Below are 19,886 nucleotides of genomic sequence, written 5' to 3' on the forward strand. Positions count from 1 at the left end.
GGAGATGCGATAGCCGGGCGGCCGGCCGTCCGCCAGCGGCGGTGTCCTAGCGCAGCCTGACCCACGTCGGCGCGTGATCGCTTGCCTTGTCGCGACCGCGGTAATCCTTGTCGACCCCGGCATCGATCAGCCGGTCGGCTACAGCCGGGCTGAGCAGCAGGTGGTCGATGCGGAACCCCGCATCGCGCTGCCACGCGCCTGCCTGGTAATCCCAAAAGGTCCAGACGCCGCCCTTGGGCTTGCGGCTGCGAAGTGCATCGGTCCAGCCTTGCGCGAGCAGGCGGCGATAGGCCTGCCGGCTTTCCGGCTGCATCAGCGCATCGTCCGCCATCGCGCGGATCGAGAAGGTATCGTCGTCATTGGGGATGACGTTGTAGTCGCCCATCAAGATCGCCGGCAGTTCTTCGGCGAGCAGCGCCGCCGCGCGCGCGGCCAATCGGTCCATCCACCGCAGCTTGTAATCGAACTTCGGTCCTGGCTGCGGATTGCCGTTCGGAAGGTAGATCGAGGCGACGACAAGATCGCCGATCGTACATTCGAGATAGCGGCTATGCTCGTCCTCCGGCTCGCCGGCGAGGCCGCGCTGGCGCTCTTCCGGCTGGCTGCCGCGTGCGAGGACCGCGACGCCGTTGAAGCCCTTCTGCCCCTGCCAGACCGCGCCGTATCCGGCCGCCTCGATCTCCGCGATTGGAAACGTGTCGTCGGTGGTCTTCAACTCCTGGAGGCAGACGACGTCAGGCTGCTGCTCGTCGAGGTATTCGATCAGGCGCGGCAGGCGCGCCTTGATGCCGTTGACATTGTAGGTGACGAGCTTCACGCGTCAGATCGCGAAGCTGGTACCGCAGCCGCAACCGGAAGCCGCGTTGGGGTTGGTGACGCGGAATGCCGCGCCGCCGAGGCATTCGACGTAATCGACGGACGCGCCACGAACGAGGTCGAGGCTGATGCCGTCGACGACCAGGCGGACATCACCGGTGCTCGCGATCGTGTCATCCGCGTCCGGCGCTTCGGCAAGACCGAATTTGTACTGGAAGCCGGAACAGCCACCGCCCTCCACCGACAGGCGCAGGATGGCCGGCTTGCCTTGCCGCGCGGCGATCGCAGCGACGCGGGCGGCAGCGGCGGGGGTGAGGGCAATATCGGCGGGAAGCGTGGCCATGACCGTGGAGATAGGAGCACGAGCGCGGCGCGGCAACCGGCCTCTGCGCCCCGCGGGTCTTCGCGCGACCGACACGCTCGCATGAAAAGTTGGACACGCCGGCGTACGCGTCATCGTCGGAACGCGCCGATCAATCCCGGGAACAGGTTGCACGCGCAAGCTGGCAATGCCGCGCCACGCTCATGGACAAGGGCGTCGGGATAGCCGGCGCCCTCGATGCCGTCACCGCGCCGGCGACAGCATCAATCCTGCGCCGCGGGGCCGTCCGTGGAAACCGGGATGACATGGACCGCACGGTCCTGCGACGCCAGCAGATAGTCGGCCGTGGTCAGGAAGGGGATCGGATTGACCGCATGTCCGTCGATACGGACCTCATAGTGGAGGTGCGAACCGGTCGACCGACCGGTCGAACCCATCAGAGCGATCAGCTGACCGCGCGTAACATGCGTGCCGTCGGCAACCAGGATCTTCGACAGATGGCCGTAGCGGGTGGCGATGCCCTTGCCGTGGTTGATCTCCACGAGGTTGCCATAACCGCCCTGCAGACCCGCATGGTCGACGATTCCGTCTGCGGTTGCGTAGATGGGCGTACCGATCGGACCCGGAATGTCGACGCCCGCATGCATCCGCGCGGTCCCCTGGAACGGGTCGGAACGGATGCCGAAGTTGCTCGTGAACTGGAGGCGCTGGACCGGCTGCACCGAAGGGATGGCGATGCCGCCCTGCGGCGCCGTGTCGAGCTTCTTCCAGCTCTGGAACAGCGTCCGGAATTGCGCATCCGCCTTCAGGTCCGCCTGAGCCTCGGCCACGTCCGCGGCGGCACCGGTCGCGCCGGCAGCGGCAACCGCGGGCGCACCCGTTGCCGCAGTGGTGGTCGCCGCGTCGGCAATCGTCGGCATGGCTGCGACGATGGCGGTGGCGGTAGCGAGGGCGGTGATACGCGAGCCGAAGGAAGCGGCGATACGGACGAAGCTGTTCATCGGACCCCAAGGACAACCGCCGCGTCCGCCCTGACCGGACCCGGCTTCGGTGATCGTCGTGCTACGCAGCCCCCTGCGCTCAGACAGCCGTTACCTGCCCGCATTCGCGCCCGCTCGACAAGCCGCGGGCGGCGCGCGGCGCGGTCAAATGGGGGCGGGCTGCGGCGAAGCGTTATACGATGTCACGTCGCGGCGTGGTTCGGACATCAAGCCTGCCGCAAACCCCATGTTCGAATCGGGATGTCCGCTACGAAAATGTCGTTGCGGACGCCCGAATCGTCGTCTTCCGCCACATGCCGAACTCGTCCATCCACGCGGCCGCACGGCGGCCAGCCCTTCATACGCGAACCTATGGCGGTGGATGACGGTGGCGGGCTAAGGGCGTATAGCGACTGGATCACCAATCGGATTTGCTGAAAATGCTCGACACGCCCACCCATGAGACCGCCGCCGCGAGCGCGCAGGTTCCCGTCCTCAGCCTCGCCGACCAGGCGCGTGATCCTGCCGCCTTCGCCGCCGCGTTCGGCGGATCGTTCGAACGGTTCGGTTTCGCGATCGTCGCCGACCATGGCGTGCCGCAGGACCTGATCGACCGCGCATGGTCGGAAACCGAGGCGCTGTTCGCGCTGCCTGAAGAGGAAAAGCGCGGCTATTTCGTCGAAGGGGGTGGCGGCGCGCGTGGCTATACGCCGTTCAAGACCGAGATCGCCAAGGACGCCAAGCACGTCGACCTCAAGGAATTCTGGCACGTCGGGCGCGAGCTGCCCGAGGGGCATCGGTTCGAAGGCGAGATGGCGCGCAACATCTGGCCCGCCCGACCCGAAGGGTTCAAGGACACGTTCGTCGAACTGTTCGCGGCGTTCGACCGCGCCGGCGACCGCCTGCTGTCGGCGATCGCGCTGCACCTCGGCCTCGACGCACACTGGTTCGACCCTGCGGTCAAGGACGGCAATTCGGTGCTGCGCCTGCTCCATTATCCGCCGATTCCGGTGGATGCGGAGGGCGTGCGGGCGGGCGCGCACGAGGACATCAACCTCATCACGCTGCTGCTCGGCGCCGAGGAAGCCGGGCTGGAACTGCTCGACCGGGACTCGGGCGAATGGCTGGCCATCAAGCCGCCCGAAGGCGCGATGGTGGTCAACGTCGGCGACATGCTGCAGCGGCTGACCAACCACGTCATGCCGTCGACGACACACCGGGTGGTCAATCCGGCACCCGAGCGTCGAGGCCATTCGCGCTATTCGATGCCCTTCTTTCTGCACCCGGCGCCCGATTTCCTGATCGAGACGCTGCCGCAGACGATCACCGCCGAAAACCCCAATCGCTATCCGACCCCGATCACCGCGCATGATTACCTGCACGAACGCCTGGTCGAGATCGGCCTGATCAAGAAGTGAGCTCCGGACCCGGACGGGCGCGCCTCGCCCGCCCCGGGTCCGATCGACCTATACGCAAGCGGTACGGCCCCGCTTCCGGCATGGGATCACCTTATCGGCCGCCCCCGTCGGAGCGGGCGCGGTTCATGCGAACCCGTGCTCGAGGAAACGGGTCGCCATGGCGCAGTGCAGGGCGACGCCCTTCGCCATCATCGCCTCCTCGATCTGCATGCGCGTGTTGTGCAGAGGAGGATTGGTTGCGGGATCGCTGCCTTCCGGCGCGAAGCCGACGAAGGCAAAGGCGCCGGGCACCTGTTGCAGGACATAGGAGAAATCCTCCGCGCCCATCATCGGTTGCGGCATCGTCATGAAGCCGCCCGCGGACAGGTCCTGTGCGCAAGCCTCGATCAACGCCGCGCCGCGCGGGTCGTTGACCGTGACGGGATAGCCGGGGTCGACCCAAGCCTCCGCAGTTGCGCCGTGCGCCGCGGCGATATTGGTCGCGATCCGTTGCAGCGCGTCGCGCATCGTCGCCCGCGTCGCTTCCGACAGCGTCCGCAACGTGCCGAGCATCCGCACCTCGCCCGGCACGACATTGTGCGCGCTGCCCGCCTGGATCTTGGTGATGGACAGTACCGCGGGATCGGTCGTGGGGACCTGGCGCGCGATGAACGTCTGGAGCGCGAGCACGATCTCGCACGCGACGGGGATCGGATCGAGGCAGTCGTGCGGCATCGCCGCGTGGCCGCCGCGCCCCGTGACGACGACGTGCACGGTGTCCGCGGACGCCATGATCGGCCCTCCCCGCGTCACCACGAGCCCGGCCGGCGCGTTCGGCGACACATGGAGCGCAAAGGCGGCGTCGGGCGCGGCTTTCGCCAGCAGGCCATCGTCGATCATGAAGCGCGCGCCATGATGCCCCTCCTCGCCCGGCTGGAACATGAAGACGACGGTGCCGGGCAGCTGGTCGCGGCGCGCGGACAAGGCGCGCGCGGCGCCGACCAGCATCGCCGTATGCGCGTCATGACCGCAGGCGTGCATTTTCCCTTCGTGGGTGCTGGCAAAAGAAAGACCCGTCTCCTCCGCCATGGGCAGGGCATCCATGTCGCCGCGCAGCATCACGGTACGACCGTTGTCGCCGCGCTGCCCGCGCAGGATCGCGATGAAACCGGTGGTCGACGTGCTGTCGTGGATCTCGAGCGGCAGGCCGGCGAGCGCGGCCTTCGCCTTCTCGGTGGTCAGTGGGCAGTGCAGCCCGACCTCCGGCTCGGCATGGATCGCCCGGCGCAGCGCGACGACGGTGTCGAGCTCGGACTCGCCGGCAGCGGCCCAGTCGACCCGGTCGATGGTGTCGAGGGTCATCGTCTTGGCTCCTGTTGATCGGTTCGCCCGTTTGTGCGCCGATAGCGCGCGGTTGTCACGGCTTTGTCATCGCCCGTGCGTCGCTTGGCGCCGCAAGCACGGGCGCCGTCGCCTCACCGCCGCATCAGATTGCCGAGCACACTGCGCAGCACCGTGCCGACGAGCCCGCCGCCACTGCTCCGCCCGCGGCCGGTGCCGAACACCTGCTTGCCGATCTCGTTCGCCACCTGCCGCCCGATCGAGCTGGACGCGGCGCGGGTAGCGGACGTCATCGCTTTCGACCAAGGCGAATTGGCGGCCTCTCGCTCGGCCTCGCGCCGCGCCTGCGCTTCCGCCTTGTCCTGCGCCGCGGCGGTGCGCGCCGCCTCCTTCGCCACCCTCGCCTCTTCCTTCGCCTGCAGCGCGGCGGCCTTCTCGGCATCGTCCTTCGCGCGCGCCGCGGCAGCGGCGGCGGCGGCCTCCTGCGTCTTGGCGGCAAGGATCTCCTCGGCGGACTCGCGATCCACCACGGTGTCGTACTTCGCGCCGATCGCGTCGGTCTGGATCATCACGCGCCGCTCGTCGGGCGTCACGGGCCCGACGCGGCTGGCAGGCGGTGCGATCAGCGTCCGCGTCACCGGCGACGGCGCGCCATCGGGCTGGAGCAGCGACACGAGCGCCTCGCCGACCTTGAGTTCGGTGATCGCCGTGGCGACGTCGACGCCGGCATTGGCGCGGAACGTCTCCGCCGCGGAGCGGACCGCCGCCTGATCACGCGGCGTGAAGGCGCGCAGCGCATGCTGGACGCGATTGCCGAGTTGCCCGGCGACCTTGTCGGGAACGTCGATCGGGTTCTGCGTGATGAAATAGATGCCGACGCCCTTGGACCGGATCAGCCGCACGACCTGCTCGATCTTGTCGAGCAGGGCGTCGGGCGCATTGTCGAACAGCAGGTGCGCCTCGTCGAAGAAGAAGGCCATCTTCGGCTTGTCCGGATCGCCCACTTCGGGGAGATGCTCGAACAGCTCGCTCATCAGCCACAGCAGGAAGGTGGCGTACAGCTTGGGCGCGGCCATCAGCTTGTCGGCGGCGAGCAGGTTGACGATGCCGCGCCCCTTGTCGTCCGTGGTCAGAAAGTCGTCGAGGTCGAGCGCGGGCTCGCCGAAGAACTTCTCGCCGCCCTGAGTGCGCAGTTGGAGCAGGGCGCGCTGGATCGCCCCGATCGATTGCTTGGACACGTTGCCATAGGTCGTCGTCAGTTCGTCCGCCCGCTCCGCGCAATGCGCGAGCATCGCCTGCAAATCGTCGAGATCGATGAGCAGCAGCCCCTCGGTATCGGCGACGTGGAAGGCGATGGTCAGCACGCCTTCCTGCACCTCGTTGAGGTCCATCAGTCGGGCGAGAAGCAGCGGCCCCATCTCCGAGACGGTGGTACGGATCGGATGGCCCTGTTCGCCGTACAGGTCCCAGAATTGCACGGGTGTGTCGGCATAGGCCCAGCCGGTGTCGCCGATCTCCGCGGCACGCGCGGCAAAGGCAGCATGCGTCTTCGCGGTCGGCGATCCCGCCATCGCGAGGCCCGACAGGTCGCCCTTCACGTCGGCGACGAAGCTGGGGACGCCGACCTTCGAGAAGCCCTCGATGATCCCCTGAAGGGTCACCGTCTTGCCGGTACCGGTGGCACCGGCGATCAGGCCGTGGCGATTGGCGCGCCGGAGATCGAGGCTCTGCGGATCGGCACCGCCCTCGCCCGCGCCGATGAAGATGCCGTCCGCCATGCTGCCGCTCCTGTGACCCTGTATCGACGTGATACCCGTCCGCGGGCGCAAAAGAAAAGGGCCGCCGATCCTCCCGGGAGCGGCGACCCTTCGAGTCGGTCGGACAGGACCGCCGGTTTACTTGCCGATCTTGAGCGTCAGGAACTGCGCCGCGCCGCGGCCGCGCTGCGCGAGAACGAGCACCTGCGTACGGCCGGCCGCCTTGGCCTGCGCGACGAGGCGCGCGACATCGGCAGCGGTACGCACCGGCACGGCGTTGACCGACGAGATGACGTCGCCGCGCCGCAGCTTGCCCGCCGCATCGCTGGAGGCGTCGACGCTGGCGATCACCACGCCCTGCGTCGTCGGATCGACTCCGATCGCGCGAGCGATGCCCGGGGTCAGCGGCTGGACGTTGAGGCCCAGCGGCCCGCCGGCGCCTTGGACGGCGCCGCTGCTGTCATCGTCATCCGACCCATCGCTCTGCGGGTCGTTGGGGCCGAACCCGCCAGTGTCATCGCCGCCGTTCGCCTGAGCAAGCAGCTGGTCATTGGACGGACGCGTTGCGACCTGAATGTTGACCGAGGCCGGCTGACCACCACGGAGCACATCGAAGCGTGCGGTCGTGCCGGGCTGCAGATTGGAGACGAGATAGGTCAGCGTCTGGTCCGGCGTCACCTGCTGGCCGTTGATGCGGACGACGACGTCACCCGAACGCAACCCGCCCTTAGCGGCGGGGCCGTTCGGCTCGACACGGGCGATCAGCTCGCCCTGATTCTTCGGGATGCCGAGCGCGGCCGCCTTGTCGTCGTCGACCGCGCCGCCGATCGTCACGCCGATATAGCCGCGCGTGATCTTGCCGCCCTTCATGAAGGTGTCGATGATGGGCCGTGCGATCGAGGCGGGGATGGCAAAGCCGATGCCGATGTTTCCGCCCGACTGGCTGAAGATCTGCGAGTTGATGCCGATCACATTGCCGTTCATGTCGAACATCGGGCCGCCGGAATTGCCCTGGTTGATCGACGCGTCGGTCTGGATGAAGCGGTCGTAGGCACCGCCCTGACCGGTTACGCGGTTGATCGACGAGATGATGCCCGCCGTCACCGTGCCACCCAGGCCGAAAGGCTCACCGATCGCGAGCACCCAGTCGCCGACGCGCGAGCGGCTGCTGTCGCCCCACTTCACGAAGGGCAGGTCCTTGGCGTCGATCTTGAGCAGCGCCAGGTCCGAATCCTGGTCCTTGCCGATCACGCGCGCGGTATATTCCTGCTTGTTGTTGAGCGTGACGGTGATCGAATTGACCGTCGCGCCCTGCGCGCCCGGCGCGATGACGTGGTTGTTGGTCACGACATAGCCGTCGGGCGAGATCAGGAAGCCGGAGCCGAGCGAGGCGCCCTCGCGCTTCACCGGCGCGCCCTGACCGCCCATGCCGCCGAACAGATCGCCGAAAGGCGTTCCGGCGAACGGATTGGCCTGCTGACGCTGGACGATCGTCTGCTTGGTAGAGATGTTGACCACCGCGGGCTGCAGCTTGGCGACCATGTCGGCAAAGCTCATCGGCGCGCCGGCGCGCGGCGCGCTCGCCTGGATCGCGCCGGGCTCGTTCTGCGCGACCTGCGCGGTGGAGGGCTGGAGGGCCAGGGTGGCGGCCGCGCCGCCGAGGAGGAGTGCACTGGTGATGGCGTAGGCGTTGCGCACTAGACTTGGGTCCTCTTCTGTCATTGGTGCCGCTAAGGTCGGTGCCTTAGTGGACCAAATCGGCTGAACGTCGCTTGAATATGAACGCGGCTGAAAGGTGGAAGGCTCCCGCGGGAACGTCGACCTTCCACCGTATCGTCATTTCCCCTTGCCCTCGAACTCGCGAAGATAGCTGTTGTTCGGCGACAGGATGATCGACGTCGACCCTTCCGGCGCCTGTCCGCCCGCTGCCCCGAAGGTCCGGCGATACGACTGCATGGCGCGATAGAAGTCGTAGAAGCCGGCATCCTTGGTGAAGCTCTGCGCATAGATGCGCGCGGCCTGCGCGTCGGCGTCGGCGCGGATGATCTGCGCCTCCTTGTTGCCCTGCGCCCGGATCGTCGTCGCCTGCTGCTCGCGGGCGGTGCGCATGCGGGCCAGGGCGCGATCGAGCGGGCTGCCGTCGGGCAGGTCGGCGTGCTTGATGCGGACGTCGACGATCTGCACGCCATATTGGCTGGCGAGCCGCTGCAGGCGCGCCTGGATATTGTCCATCACCTGGTCGCGTTCGGGGGACAGCAAGGTCGCGAACGGCTGGTTGCCGAGCTCGTTGCGGATCGAACTGCCGAGCAGCGGACGCAATGCGTCGGTGATCCGCGTTTCGGTCGACGACGTACTGCCGGTCGCGTTCACCGCCTTCAGCGGATCGACGATCCGGAATCGCGCGAAGGCGTCCACCTCCAGCCGCAGTTGGTCAGAGGAGAGCACCTGCTGGTTGTCATAGTCGACGTCGAGGATGCGCTTGTTCAGCCAGACCAGCCGATCGACGAACGGGATGCGCGCGATGAGACCCGCGCCCGTTCGCCCGAAGACCTCGCCGGATCGCCAGGCGTTGACGGTCCGCACCGGCTGCTCGAAGCGCAGGACGACGACCTGCTGCGTTTCCGGCACGATCGTGACGGTGGCCGCGAGCAGGATCACCGCGACGAGCGCGGCGAGCCCGAGCGTGACGGGATTGCGCCAAAGGCCGCTCACTGGCCGCCTCCCTGCGCCGGGGCGCTGGCTGTCGCTGCGTCACCGGTCTGCGGTTCGGGCAGCTTGCGGCCGGGAGCGATCGGCAGATAGGGGATGACGCCCGGGGTCTCGACGATCGTCTTGTCGGTCTTGGCCAAAACGGCTTCCATCGTTTCGTAGTACATCCGCCGCCGCGTCACGTCGGGCGCAAGGCGGTATTGCTCGTAGACCTTGTCGAACTGCGCCGCCTCGCCTTCGGCCTGGGCGACGATCTGCTTGGCGTAGGACTGCGCCTGGTTCCGGGCCCCCTGCGCGTCCTGCTGCGCGGCGGTGACGTCCTTGAACGCGTCGTTGACGCGTGCCGGGGGATCGGCCTGCTTGATGCCCACGCCGGCGACGCGGATGCCCGCGTTATAGTCGTCGAGCACCTTCTGCATGCGCTCCTGCACCTGCGCCTCGATCACGGGGCGGCCCGGCCCGAGCGCCTGGTCAAGCGTCATGTTGGCGACGACTTCGCGCATCGCGCTCTCCGCCGTCGCGCGCACCGTCTCGCGGGGCTTGTCGATCTGGAAGACATAGTCCTCCGGATTGGCGATCGTCCAGCGCACCGAATAGGCGAGGTCGATGATGTTCTGGTCGCCGGTCAGCATCAGGTTCTCGCCACCGCCCTCCGGGAAATCCTCCACCCGGATGTTCTGCACGTCGACCTTGACGACGTTGGAGATTGGCGCCGGCAGCGTCAGCGCGATGCCGGGGCTGAGCGTCTCGACATACCGGCCGAAGCGCGTGACGACGCCGCGCTGCTGCGGCGCGATCGGATGGATCGACGTCCACAAAATCCAGACGAGAAGGATGATGCCCGCGCCGATCAGCCACAGTCCCCGTGCGCTGGTTCCGCCCGGCAGACCGCCGAACCCGCCGCCGCCATTTCCCGACCCGCCGCCGTCGCCGCCACGCGCCTTCTTGAGGAATTCATCGAGCGCGGTCGGGCGCTGATTCGCCCTGCGACCGCCGGGCGGCACCGCCCAGGGGTTGCGCGGACCGTTACCCGAAGGGTCATCCCCCTGCCCCCACGGGCTTTTGGGCGGTTCGACGGCCAGAGCGGGAGGAAGGACGGAGGGGCGTGCCCGGCGGCCCGGCAGGATCTTCATGACGCCTTTATAGGAGGGCATGCGCGGAAAAACAGTGCCAAGCCGGGGAAGCTATCTTATCTGCGACCGCGACATGGACGAAAACGGATTGAAGCAGGCGATCGCCGCCGCGGCGGGCGCACGCGCAACGGTGCGGATCGAAGGCGCGCGCGCGGGCATCGTACTCGATGCGACGGGCCTGCCGCCCGAAGCCCGCGACGCGCTGGAGGCGGAGGTCCGCGCCGCCGCTGCGACCGCATGGAACGGCGAATTGCGCGTGATCGTCACAGCCGAGCGGGTGCGGCGGCGCATCGTCGCGGTGGCGAGCGGCAAAGGCGGCGTCGGGAAGTCGACGATCGCCGCCAATCTGGCGATCGGCCTAGCGCGCGCGGGCCGGCGCGTGGGGCTGGTCGACGCGGACATCTATGGCCCGTCGCAGCCGCGACTGATGTCCGCCGAAGGCATCCGGCCGACCGCCAAGGACAAGGTGCTGGATCCGGTGCCGACGCCTTATGGCGTACCGATGCTGTCCATGGGCCAATTGGTGGAACCGGGGCGCGCGCTGGCGTGGCGCGGACCGATGGCGGCCGGCGCACTCGGCCAGCTGGTCGAGGCGGATTGGGGCGCGACCGACACGCTCGTCCTGGATCTGCCACCGGGTACGGGCGACGTGCAGCTTACCATGGTGCAGAAATACAAGCCGGCAGGGGCGGTGATCGTCTCCACGCCGCAGGACCTGGCGCTGATCGATGCGACGCGTGCCATCGACCTGTTCGACAAGGCCGGCGTGCCGGTGATCGGGCTGGTCGAGAACATGGCCGGCTATGCCTGTCCGCATTGCGGCGAGGTGTCGGACCCATTCGGCCGCGGCGGCGCAGAGGCAACCGCGGCGCAGCTCGGCTTGCCCTTCCTGGGGCGGATCCCGCTCGCGATCGACATTCGCACCGCGAGCGACGCCGGGCGGCCACCGGCTGCGGACGAGGGGGATCGCGTGTTCGCGCCGATCGCCGCCCGGGTCGCGCATTGGCTGGAGGACCGATAGGAACCCAGCGCCGCCGCTCGCGCTATAGCTGCTGGACCTGAGGGAGACCTGTCATGCCGCTGACCGACGATGCCGGGATCAAGACGCTGCTGGAGAATGCGCGGACGATCGCGATGGTTGGCGCGTCGGACCGGCCGGACCGGCCGTCCTATGGCGTGATGGCGATGCTGCAGCGGCACGGCTATCGCGTGATCCCGGTGAACCCGCAGATCACCGGCGAGCACGTCCATGGCGAATTCGTCTTCCGCGAGCTCGGCCAGCTGGGCGATCCGATCGATATCGTCGACATCTTCCGCCGTCCCGAGGCGGCCGGCATCGCGGTGGATGAGGCGATCGCGATCGGCGCCAAGGCCGTGTGGATGCAATTGGGCGTCGTCAATCACGAGGCAGCGGCACGTGCGGAAGCGGCAGGCCTGACGGTGGTCATGGATCGCTGCCCGGCGATCGAGATCCCAAGGCTGAGCGTCGCGCCCATCACGGCTTGATTTGGCCACATTGAAGCGCGACCATAAGCCGTAACCCGTACGGGAGTGCCCGATGCTCGTCGCGTTGTTGCTGATCCAGGCCGAAACCGCCGCTGCTTCGCCACCGATCCGCATCGGACAGCCTTTCGTTGAACAGCCTTGCCGCTACGATCGGAGCAGCACCGACATCACCGTTTGCGGCAAGCGCAGCGCCGACCGGTTCCGCGTGCCGTTCATCGTCCACGAAGCGGGCGACCGCCGCTACGAGGGCGTGCCCGCCGAACGCGAGCGGCTGCTCCACCGCACCAATCCGACGAGCGACCTGACGCCCTTCCTGGTCGGCGGCGGGATGACCGGCGTGAAGATGAGCACGCGCGGCGGCGTCACCGGCGCCACCGACCGGCCGTTGGCGCCCTGAGCGGCAGCATGATACTGATCCTGCTTGCCTTGCAGGCGGCGTCCGTGCCGTCGCCCCAGAGCCAGACTCCGCCCAAGACCCAGACCCAAACGCCGCAGAGCTTCTCCATCCTCGCGCCGAGCCCGTGCGGCACGCGCGACGACAAGGGCGACATCGTCGTCTGCGCCAACGGCGCGTCCTCGCAGGCGCTTCCGCTGCCCGGCGAAAGGGAGCCGCCGAAGGGACGCGGCGCGAACCACGATCTGTCGGCCGCGCGGGCGCTCGAACTGGAGGGGACGCCGTGCGCGGCGTCACAATGGGGATGTACCGTCGGCTTCGGCCCGCCGATCGTGCCGCTGGCGGTCGCCGCGGCGAAGGCGGTCAAGTCCGCCTTCGCGCGCAAGCCGGACAAGCGCGGGCGGGTCGCCATCCCGCTCGACGACCCGCCACCCGCAGGGACGCTGCTGCCCTGAGCCCCCTCGCCAGCCGGCCCGTAAGGCCTTAATCGGGCTGGTATGAGAGAAGCGGAGGGGCTGCGGAGCGACCGCGTCGGACAAGTCGTCATCCTGGGCGGCGGCACCGCGGGCTGGATGACCGCAGCGGCGCTGGCGCGCACGTTCGCCGGCCGCGTCGGGATCACCCTGCTCGAATCGGAGGAGATCGGGACCGTCGGCGTCGGTGAGGCGACGATTCCCACGATCCACTGGTTCAACGAGCTGATCGGGCTGGATGAAGCCGCCTTCCTCGGCGCGACGAAGGCGACGTTCAAGCTGGGCATCGAGTTCGTCGACTGGCGCAGCCCCGGTCACCGCTATTTCCATCCTTTCGGCCAATTCGGCGCGCCGCTGCCCGGCGTCGCCTTCCATCACCGCTGGCTGAAGGCACGGGCCGACGGACACGACCTGCCGCTTTCCGCGCTGTCGCTGGCGACCGCGCTCGCGATGCAGAACCGCTTTGCCAAGCCCGTGGCGGACGCGCGGTCGATCCTGTCGACCCTGGGCTATGCCTTTCACTTCGACGCCGGTCTGTATGCGCGGCATCTGCGCACCCTCGCCGAGAGCGCGGGCGTGACGCGGATCGAGGGCAAGCTCGCCCGCGTCGAGCGCGACGGTGGCGGCGGCCACGTGACGGCGCTGGTCACCGAGCGGGGCGAGCGGCTGGCAGGCGACCTCTTCATCGACTGCTCCGGTTTCCGCGCCTTGCTGATCGAGGGCGTGATGCAGGCAGGCTATGAAGACTGGTCACACTGGCTGCCGTGCGATCGCGCGGTCGCGGTGCCGTGCGCTCGCGTCGGCGAAACGACTCCCTATACGCGCTCGACCGCGCGTGCGGCCGGGTGGCAGTGGCGCATCCCGCTGCAGCACCGCACCGGCAACGGCTATGTCTATGCGAGCCCGCACCTGTCCGACGACGAGGCGGCGGCCACCCTGCTCGCCAATCTGGACGGCGAAGCGCTGGCGGAGCCGCGCTTCCTGCGCTTCGTCGCCGGTCGCCGACGGCGCGCGTGGATCGGCAATGTCGTGGCGATCGGCCTGTCCTCCGGCTTCCTCGAGCCGCTCGAGTCGACCAGCATCCACCTGATCCAGAGTGGCATCGCGAAATTGCTGACGCTGTTTCCCGATCGCGACATGGATCCGGCCCTGGCGCGGCGCTACGATGCGCTGCTGTCGGCGGACATGGACAATATCAAGGATTTCCTGATCCTCCACTACCATGCGACGGCACGCGACGAGCCTCTGTGGCGCGCGGTACGCGCGATGGCCGTTCCGGAGACGCTGACGGAACGGATCGGTCATTATGCGCGCGCCGGGCGGCTGATGGTGGGCAGTGACGAGCTGTTCCGCGACGCCAGCTGGCTGGCGGTGCTGGACGGCCAGGGGATTGCGGCGCGGGACTATAATCCCGTTGCCGACACGGTCGATCCGGTGGGCAATCGCCATCAGGTGCAACAGATCGCCGCCTTGATCGCGCGCGCCGCGCCGACGCTGCCGGGGCATGACGCCGCGCTTGCCGCATTGCTGGAGCCGGCACGGTGACGCCCGAGATCAGCGCGCGGCGTGTCGGCGGCGATCGCCAACCGGTCGTCGTGGTCGACGGCTTCCACCCCGACCCGGCGGGACTCCGGATGGCGGCGCTCGCCGCGTCGTACGAACCGGGACGGCATCACTATCCCGGCATTCGCGCGCGCCTGCCGGGGGACTATTTCGACGCCGTGCGGCCGCCGCTCTCGCTGGTGCTGCGCGAGGTTTTCGGCGCGAGCGGGATCGACCTCATCGACGCCAGCTTCTCGATCGTCACGACACCGCCCGCGGCGCTCGCAATCGCGCAGCGCATCCCCCACGTCGATGCGGTCGACGGCGATCGCATCGCGATGGTCCATTATCTGTCGCCCGACGACGGCGACGGCACCGCCTTCTACCGCCACCGTGCCACGGGATTCGAGACGATCGACGCCGCGCGCGGCCCCGGCTATGCGGCGATGCTGCAGCGCGAGCTCGCCGGCTACACGCCGCCCGCCGCCTATATCGCCGGTGACACGCCGCTGTTCGCGCGGATCGACGGCGTTGCGGGGCGTTTCAACCGGGCGGTCTTTTATCGCAGCGCCATGCTGCACAGCGGCGCGATCGCGCCGGATGCCGCCCTGAGCGACGATCCGGCGCGGGGTCGGCTGACGGTTACCGCCTTCTTGCGCGCGGTGCCGACGTAGCAGGCGAGCCCGGCGGCTGCACCGCGAGATAGACTGTGCTCCACAATTGCGCCGCGTTCGATTCGTCGACGTCCTGCTTGCCCGCGCCGAACGGCACGACACGGTACTTCCCGCCGTCAAAGGCCCAGGACCAGAGTTCCGAACTCTGCGTCGCGCGCGTCGCCTGGATCGCGCGCCACAGCGCGCCCTGCGCCTCGGTCAGCGTACGCCGCGTCGAAGGCGGCAGATCGGTGCGCGCGAGCTGCCGCGCCAGACCGGCGGCGAACAGCGCCTGCTGCCATGACCACACGACCGCGCCGTGATAGGCCGCCGGGGTGAAGCGCGCCTGCACCTCGCGCGGCGCGAGCGCGGGATTGGCGACGAGCAGGCCGACGTCGGTCATCAGCCCCGCCGGGAACGGACGGGCGAGCGCGGCGACATAGGTGTCGAGATCGTCCGGATCGGGATCGCCGAACAGGAGCGCGAAGCCCTCGTCCGAATTGATGATCGGCACGGGCCGCCCCTTCGCATCGAGCGACAGCGCATGATAGACGAGCGGCCGGCTGCCCAGCGCAGTGATCGCGGGATCGGCGGGTACACCCAGCGACTGCGCATAGTCGCGGATCATCGGCGCCGCCTGCGCGGCGGGCAGGCTGACGCGGAACAGGTCCGGCGCCTTGGCGCGCCAGGTCACCGCCATCGCGCCAGCGCGCATCAGCGACGCACGATCGACCGTTTTCACATAGGGGTCCAGCAGCCCGCTCGAGAGCAGCTTCGCCCCCGCGTCCAGCGCGGCCGGGACGAGCACGGCGTTGACGTCATAGGCATATTTGCCGCGACCCAATCCCTCCTCGCTGTCTCGCCATTCACCGGTCAGGCGACCGTCGTGGATGGCAACGAGGTTGGCCGCCGTCGGGACGTCGGCGAAGCGGCGCGCCTGTTCCACGACGAAGCGCAGGTTGCGCACCAGCCCGGCGCCCGCCGTCTCGCTGCTACCAGGCCGGCCGGCACTGGGGATCGATCTGGCGAGGAATCGCCGCGCCGCGGCGCGATCGCCGAGCAGATAGGGCATGGCGACGGGCGCCAGCATGTAATCGTCGTCGACCATGCCATAATCGAGCGTCGCGCCGTCGCCCCCACTACCATCCTTGCGATGCTCGACGACCGCGAATTCGCCGATCCCCTCCTCATGCGCCACGTCGCCCGGCGATCCGAGGCGGGCGAGGACAGAACCAAGTCCCGCCTCGATCGCGGGCCCACGCAACGCGGGCATCAACAACCGCAGCGACATCAGGGTATCGCGGCCGAAATAGGTGTTGAAGCGCCACGATCCGGCGTTGAACTTCTCTCGATAGCTGAGGAAGCGCAGCGCGTTGCGCGCGCCCGGATCACTGGCCGCATTGGCGTTGAGCAGCTCGTCGAGCGGGATGCCGTGCAGGGGGGCTTCCCCACTGGCCGCGACGATCCGCAGCCGGATGCGACCGTTCGCGCCGGCGGCTATGCCATCGGCGGTCGCCTGCCCCTCCAGTACCGTGATTTCGAGGCGATATCCGGCGGCGCCGTCCAGACGATCTCGCTGCCAGACGATCGTGCTGCCACTTACCTGCGGCGCGCCGACCGCGACCTCCGCCGGAAAGCGCCCGATCGCCTGATAGTCGCGCAGGAAGCGGACATTGGTCAGGACCGCCTGTTTGAACGCCAGACGAGGGGCAGCAATCGAGGCCGTGGTCTGGATGCCATAGAGGGGACGTCCCTTGGCATCGCGCAGAGTCTGCGGACGCGGCGCCTGATCGAGCGTCCATGTCGCCGGTGCGGCGAGCGGTTCGAACCACAGTCCGACGCCGCTGTTGCCCGCCGGGAATGCGACCAGGATGCGCGGATCGGTACCGTTGCGCAGGAGCAGATGCGCCGCGACCGCACCGTCGCGAACGAAGGCGTTGAGATTTTGTCCCTCCGTCAGCTGATAGGCGAGCTCGGGCGCCTTGCCGCCACGCTGCGCGCTCCCCTGCCCCGCCATCAGTCCCGCCGCCGCGAACACTCCGGAAATCAATCCGCCCGTCAGCATCAACCGTGCGATCCGCGTCATCCCCATTCTCCCGATATGAAGAGGGCGCGGCAGCCTGTCGGCCCGCCGCGCCATCCCTGTTGTTATCCTGGCCAATACCGACGGCAGTGAAACGTTCCCGCCCACCGCCGCCGCCACGCCGGGTCAGAACCGCATCGTCAGCGAGCCGCCATAGGTCGGGCCGACGATGCCGCGGGCATAGAAATAGCCGTTGGTGATCGCCTGCGTCTGGCCCTGACGCGGATTGCCCTCCGTCAGGCCGATGACGTTGAAGATGTTGTCGGCATTGAGGTTGAGCTGCAGCCTGTCACTGAGGTTGAAGTTCACGCCGACGCCGGTCACGCCATAGCTCGGCAAAGCGACACCATTGCCGTTGTCGGCGTAGATCTTGCCGGTGAACTTGTAGCGCGCATAGACGTCGCCGATTCCGTTCGGCAGCTTGTACGTCGGCGTGATCGTGAACAGCTGCGCCGGGGTCCGCTCCGGCCGGTTGCCCTCGTACTGTCGGCCTGCATCGACCCCGTTCAGCTGCAGGTTGAGCAGCTTCGGGTCCTGGAACACACCCTGGAAATCGACCGCAAAGGCGTCGATCGGCCGCACGACGAAGTCGATCTCGACGCCGTTCGTGCGCAGGTTCGCATTCAGGTTGACCTGCTGCGACGGATTGTTGGGATCGGAGAAATTATAGTTCTGGTTGCGGAAGTTGGTGCGGAACACCGTCGCCGACCCGGAGAAGATCTTGCCATACTGATAGCGGACGCCCGCCTCGTATAGCTCGATGGTCGTGGTCGGATCGACGTTATTGGTCTGGAAGCCGTTCGCATAGCGGGCGTAGACCGAGAAGTTCGGCGTAAACAGGTAGTTGGCGCCGATCGTATAGGCCGCCTTCTGCCGTGTACGCTTGGTCTCGGTGAACGTGCCGTCAAAGCTCGAACCGACGTTGCGGACGACGCCGACCACGCCGGGCTGGACCGGCTGGTTCACTGCCGACGCATTGCCGTCGCGCGCGGTCGCCTGGTCGCTCTCCCAGCGGATACCGCCGTCGATACGCAGGTCGCCGAACGCGATTTCGTCGTTGGCATAGAGCGAGACCGTGCTGTCGAGCCGCTCGCGGATGCCCGCGCCCCAGTCGCCGTAGGAGACGAGACCGTTGTCCGACAGGACACCGACGACCTGATTGCCCGCGTTGAGCGCGACGATATCGTAGATGTCGCTGTTGGTCTTGACGTCGTTGACCACGCTGGCGGTCGCGGACTGATCCTGCGAGCGCTTGACGTTATAGTACATGACGCCGGCGGTCAGCGAGTTCTTGAAGCTGCCATTGTCGACTTCCCAGCGGCCGCCGACGTTGATGCCGAGATCGCGGCCGTCGATATAGTCGTGGTTGAGCGTCGTCCGCTGCAGGAAGCCGTTGCCGTTGAGCGCATTCAGCGCATCGGTCTGGTTGGAGCCGAGCACCACGCCCGTGCGCAGGTTCTGGATGCCGAAGCGCACCGCCGTCGGATAGGCCGCGGCGCCGGCGGTCAGCAGGTCGTTGATGGGGGAGTTCGCCCCCGGAGTGAGATAGTTGACCGCGCTGGTCAGCCCCGCGTTGCCCGTGCCGGAGCCGGGGAACAGACCGTTGAAGTCATAGGAATACTTCAGGTAGCGGGCGTGCGCGAACAGGTCGATCGCATCCGACACCGGCTTTTCGATGTCGAGGCGGACCTGCGCCGTCCTCGCCTTGATACCGTCGCGATACCGGAATTCGCGGAACCCGCTCGGGTGTGCGAAGGTCGAGACGGGCACCGCGATATTCGAGAAGGCATCGCCGCCGACATTGCCGAACTGCGTATCGAGGCTGGGGATGCCGGTCGGCTTGTTATTGGTGAAGCGATAGGGCTGGTCGGCGTAATAGGCGTTCTCGACGTCGCCACCCTTCGCGGACAGGCGGATATAGCCGCCGCCGTCGAGCTTGTACTCGAGCATGCCCTTGAGCCGCCAGCCGGCATAGTCGAAGGGATTGTCGCGCACGCCGGGGCTCGACTGGATGTAGCCGCCGACATTGAAGGCGAGGTTGTCGGCCAACGGCGCAGAATAATAGAAATCGCCGCGCTTCATGCCGTAATTATAGGCGCTGACGCGCGCCTGCCCCTCCGCCTCGGTGAAATTGGGGCGCTTCGAGATGAAATTGATCGTCGCGCCCGCGCCGTTGACGGTCAGCACGCCCGACGAGCCGCCCTTCACCGCCTCCAGCCGATCGATGGTGAGGTCCTGGTCGAAGAAGAAGTCCGCGCCGCCGCCGCCGTAGAGGATCGGCATGCCGTCCTCCTCCAGCTGGACGAATCGCTGGCCGCCGCCCTGCAGGCCGCGCACCGAATAGTTGTTCGACACCTGGCCCGCCGTCGCCTCGACGAAGATGCCGGGGACGAGGTTGAGCATGTCCGCGGTCGAGCGGGGTGCGAGACGGTCGATCGCCTCGCGATTGGCATAGGTGATGTCGGCGGACGCGCTGATCAGCGGACGATCCCGAGACGTGGTGCCGGTGACGACGATGTCGCCGAGGTTCTGGTCCGCCTGGGCGGCCACGTCACTGTCTACCGGGCCTGACGGCTGTGACGTCTGCGCCGCGGTACCGGGTGCGGTCTGCGCGAGCGCGGGCATGGCCGGCAGCGCCGCGGCGCCCAGCAAAAGCGCGGCCCGAAAGCCGATCGGCGAATTGGTCAACACAACCCTCTCCTGAACTAAATACTTCATGCGGCGCTGTTTTTAGCCACTGCGCGGCAAGCGATATGACCGCGTGCGACGGTACCGCAATC

17 protein-coding genes are annotated in these 19,886 nt (G+C 67.9%); 7 read left to right on the top strand and 10 right to left on the bottom strand.

From position 1 onward, the window contains the following. Positions 1 to 46 precede the first annotated feature (46 nt). The 3 genes from xth to RF701_RS08340 all read right to left on the bottom strand — a co-directional run bounded on the left by xth (position 47) and on the right by RF701_RS08340 (position 2,139). On the bottom strand, positions 47 to 817 hold the full coding sequence (gene xth / locus RF701_RS08330; RefSeq protein WP_308814672.1) for an exodeoxyribonuclease III: 771 nt from the start codon (positions 815 to 817) through the stop codon (positions 47 to 49). Positions 818 to 820: 3 nt separating this feature from the next. Continuing rightward, a complete protein-coding gene (locus tag RF701_RS08335; RefSeq protein ID WP_308814673.1) occupies positions 821 to 1,159 on the bottom strand; it encodes an iron-sulfur cluster assembly accessory protein in 339 nt (112 codons plus the stop codon). Positions 1,160 to 1,401: 242 nt separating this feature from the next. Next, positions 1,402 to 2,139: a M23 family metallopeptidase gene (locus RF701_RS08340; protein ID WP_308814674.1), complete on the bottom strand. Its 738-nt coding sequence runs from the start codon at positions 2,137 to 2,139 to the stop codon at positions 1,402 to 1,404. Between the two features lie 419 nt (positions 2,140 to 2,558). Here RF701_RS08340 and RF701_RS08345 point away from each other — a divergent pair, with 419 nt between their 5' ends. Then, positions 2,559 to 3,536, top strand: a complete 978-nt coding sequence (locus RF701_RS08345) for an isopenicillin N synthase family oxygenase (RefSeq protein WP_210359397.1) — start codon at positions 2,559 to 2,561, stop codon at positions 3,534 to 3,536. Between the two features lie 123 nt (positions 3,537 to 3,659). Here the strand turns inward: RF701_RS08345 and RF701_RS08350 are convergent, their stop codons facing one another. The 5 genes from RF701_RS08350 to hflK form a co-directional block, all read right to left on the bottom strand. Continuing rightward, a complete protein-coding gene (locus RF701_RS08350) occupies positions 3,660 to 4,877 on the bottom strand; it encodes a M20 family metallopeptidase (protein WP_308814675.1) in 1,218 nt (405 codons plus the stop codon). Positions 4,878 to 4,990: 113 nt separating this feature from the next. Continuing rightward, complete coding sequence (locus tag RF701_RS08355) at positions 4,991 to 6,634, bottom strand: helicase HerA-like domain-containing protein (protein ID WP_308814676.1); 1,644 nt, start codon at positions 6,632 to 6,634, stop codon at positions 4,991 to 4,993. Between the two features lie 117 nt (positions 6,635 to 6,751). Further along, on the bottom strand, positions 6,752 to 8,311 hold the full coding sequence (locus RF701_RS08360) for a Do family serine endopeptidase (protein ID WP_203310430.1): 1,560 nt from the start codon (positions 8,309 to 8,311) through the stop codon (positions 6,752 to 6,754). A 138-nt stretch (positions 8,312 to 8,449) separates the two neighbouring features. Continuing rightward, positions 8,450 to 9,325, bottom strand: a complete 876-nt coding sequence (hflC, locus tag RF701_RS08365) for a protease modulator HflC (RefSeq protein WP_203310194.1) — start codon at positions 9,323 to 9,325, stop codon at positions 8,450 to 8,452. Then, on the bottom strand, positions 9,322 to 10,455 hold the full coding sequence (gene hflK, locus RF701_RS08370; RefSeq protein ID WP_203310193.1) for an FtsH protease activity modulator HflK: 1,134 nt from the start codon (positions 10,453 to 10,455) through the stop codon (positions 9,322 to 9,324). The genes hflC and hflK overlap by 4 nt, the downstream gene beginning before the upstream one ends. Positions 10,456 to 10,528: 73 nt before the next feature. Between hflK and RF701_RS08375 the strand changes: the two genes are divergently transcribed. Genes RF701_RS08375 through RF701_RS08400 form a run of 6 tightly spaced genes read left to right on the top strand, consistent with a single transcriptional unit; the run spans position 10,529 to position 15,044 of the window. Beyond that, a complete protein-coding gene (locus RF701_RS08375) occupies positions 10,529 to 11,476 on the top strand; it encodes an Mrp/NBP35 family ATP-binding protein (protein WP_308814677.1) in 948 nt (315 codons plus the stop codon). A gap of 53 nt (positions 11,477 to 11,529) precedes the next feature. Beyond that, positions 11,530 to 11,961, top strand: coding sequence for a CoA-binding protein (locus RF701_RS08380; protein ID WP_210359400.1), 432 nt, complete (start codon positions 11,530 to 11,532; stop codon positions 11,959 to 11,961). A 52-nt stretch (positions 11,962 to 12,013) separates the two neighbouring features. Then, on the top strand, positions 12,014 to 12,358 hold the full coding sequence (locus RF701_RS08385; protein WP_246848426.1) for a hypothetical protein: 345 nt from the start codon (positions 12,014 to 12,016) through the stop codon (positions 12,356 to 12,358). An 8-nt stretch (positions 12,359 to 12,366) separates the two neighbouring features. Next, entirely contained in the window at positions 12,367 to 12,810 is a 444-nt protein-coding gene (locus RF701_RS08390) for a hypothetical protein (protein WP_308814678.1), read from the top strand. A 42-nt stretch (positions 12,811 to 12,852) separates the two neighbouring features. Then, positions 12,853 to 14,373 carry a tryptophan 7-halogenase gene (locus RF701_RS08395; protein WP_308814679.1) on the top strand — a complete coding sequence of 507 codons (1,521 nt, stop codon included), beginning with the start codon at positions 12,853 to 12,855 and terminating at the stop codon, positions 14,371 to 14,373. Further along, complete coding sequence (locus RF701_RS08400; RefSeq protein WP_308814680.1) at positions 14,370 to 15,044, top strand: DUF6445 family protein; 675 nt, start codon at positions 14,370 to 14,372, stop codon at positions 15,042 to 15,044. The genes RF701_RS08395 and RF701_RS08400 overlap by 4 nt, the downstream gene beginning before the upstream one ends. Here the strand turns inward: RF701_RS08400 and RF701_RS08405 are convergent. Together RF701_RS08405 and RF701_RS08410 are read right to left on the bottom strand one after the other, a co-directional pair. Then, entirely contained in the window at positions 15,013 to 17,109 is a 2,097-nt protein-coding gene (locus RF701_RS08405; RefSeq protein ID WP_308814681.1) for a hypothetical protein, read from the bottom strand. The two genes, RF701_RS08400 and RF701_RS08405, sit on opposite strands and share 32 nt — an antisense overlap. Before the next feature lie 123 nt (positions 17,110 to 17,232). After that, the gene (locus RF701_RS08410) at positions 17,233 to 19,824 is read right to left on the bottom strand and encodes a TonB-dependent receptor domain-containing protein (RefSeq protein ID WP_308814682.1); all 2,592 of its coding nucleotides are present in this window, start codon (positions 19,822 to 19,824) and stop codon (positions 17,233 to 17,235) included. Positions 19,825 to 19,886 lie beyond the last annotated feature (62 nt).

This window comes from Sphingomonas sp. GV3 (assembly GCF_031082075.1).
Taxonomy (GTDB): Bacteria; Pseudomonadota; Alphaproteobacteria; order Sphingomonadales; family Sphingomonadaceae; genus Sphingomonas; species Sphingomonas beigongshangi.

Coding starts and splice junctions, on each gene's coding strand:
- RF701_RS08390 (WP_308814678.1), top strand. CDS start 12,367: ATGATACTGATCCTGCTTGCCTTGCAGGCGGCGTCCGTGCCGTCGCCC.
- RF701_RS08340 (WP_308814674.1), bottom strand. CDS start 2,139: ATGAACAGCTTCGTCCGTATCGCCGCTTCCTTCGGCTCGCGTATCACC.
- RF701_RS08405 (WP_308814681.1), bottom strand. CDS start 17,109: ATGACGCGGATCGCACGGTTGATGCTGACGGGCGGATTGATTTCCGGA.
- RF701_RS08345 (WP_210359397.1), top strand. CDS start 2,559: ATGCTCGACACGCCCACCCATGAGACCGCCGCCGCGAGCGCGCAGGTT.
- RF701_RS08355 (WP_308814676.1), bottom strand. CDS start 6,634: ATGGCGGACGGCATCTTCATCGGCGCGGGCGAGGGCGGTGCCGATCCG.
- RF701_RS08380 (WP_210359400.1), top strand. CDS start 11,530: ATGCCGCTGACCGACGATGCCGGGATCAAGACGCTGCTGGAGAATGCG.
- RF701_RS08385 (WP_246848426.1), top strand. CDS start 12,014: ATGCTCGTCGCGTTGTTGCTGATCCAGGCCGAAACCGCCGCTGCTTCG.
- RF701_RS08375 (WP_308814677.1), top strand. CDS start 10,529: ATGGACGAAAACGGATTGAAGCAGGCGATCGCCGCCGCGGCGGGCGCA.
- RF701_RS08410 (WP_308814682.1), bottom strand. CDS start 19,824: ATGAAGTATTTAGTTCAGGAGAGGGTTGTGTTGACCAATTCGCCGATC.
- hflK (WP_203310193.1), bottom strand. CDS start 10,455: ATGAAGATCCTGCCGGGCCGCCGGGCACGCCCCTCCGTCCTTCCTCCC.
- RF701_RS08335 (WP_308814673.1), bottom strand. CDS start 1,159: ATGGCCACGCTTCCCGCCGATATTGCCCTCACCCCCGCCGCTGCCGCC.
- RF701_RS08350 (WP_308814675.1), bottom strand. CDS start 4,877: ATGACCCTCGACACCATCGACCGGGTCGACTGGGCCGCTGCCGGCGAG.
- RF701_RS08395 (WP_308814679.1), top strand. CDS start 12,853: ATGAGAGAAGCGGAGGGGCTGCGGAGCGACCGCGTCGGACAAGTCGTC.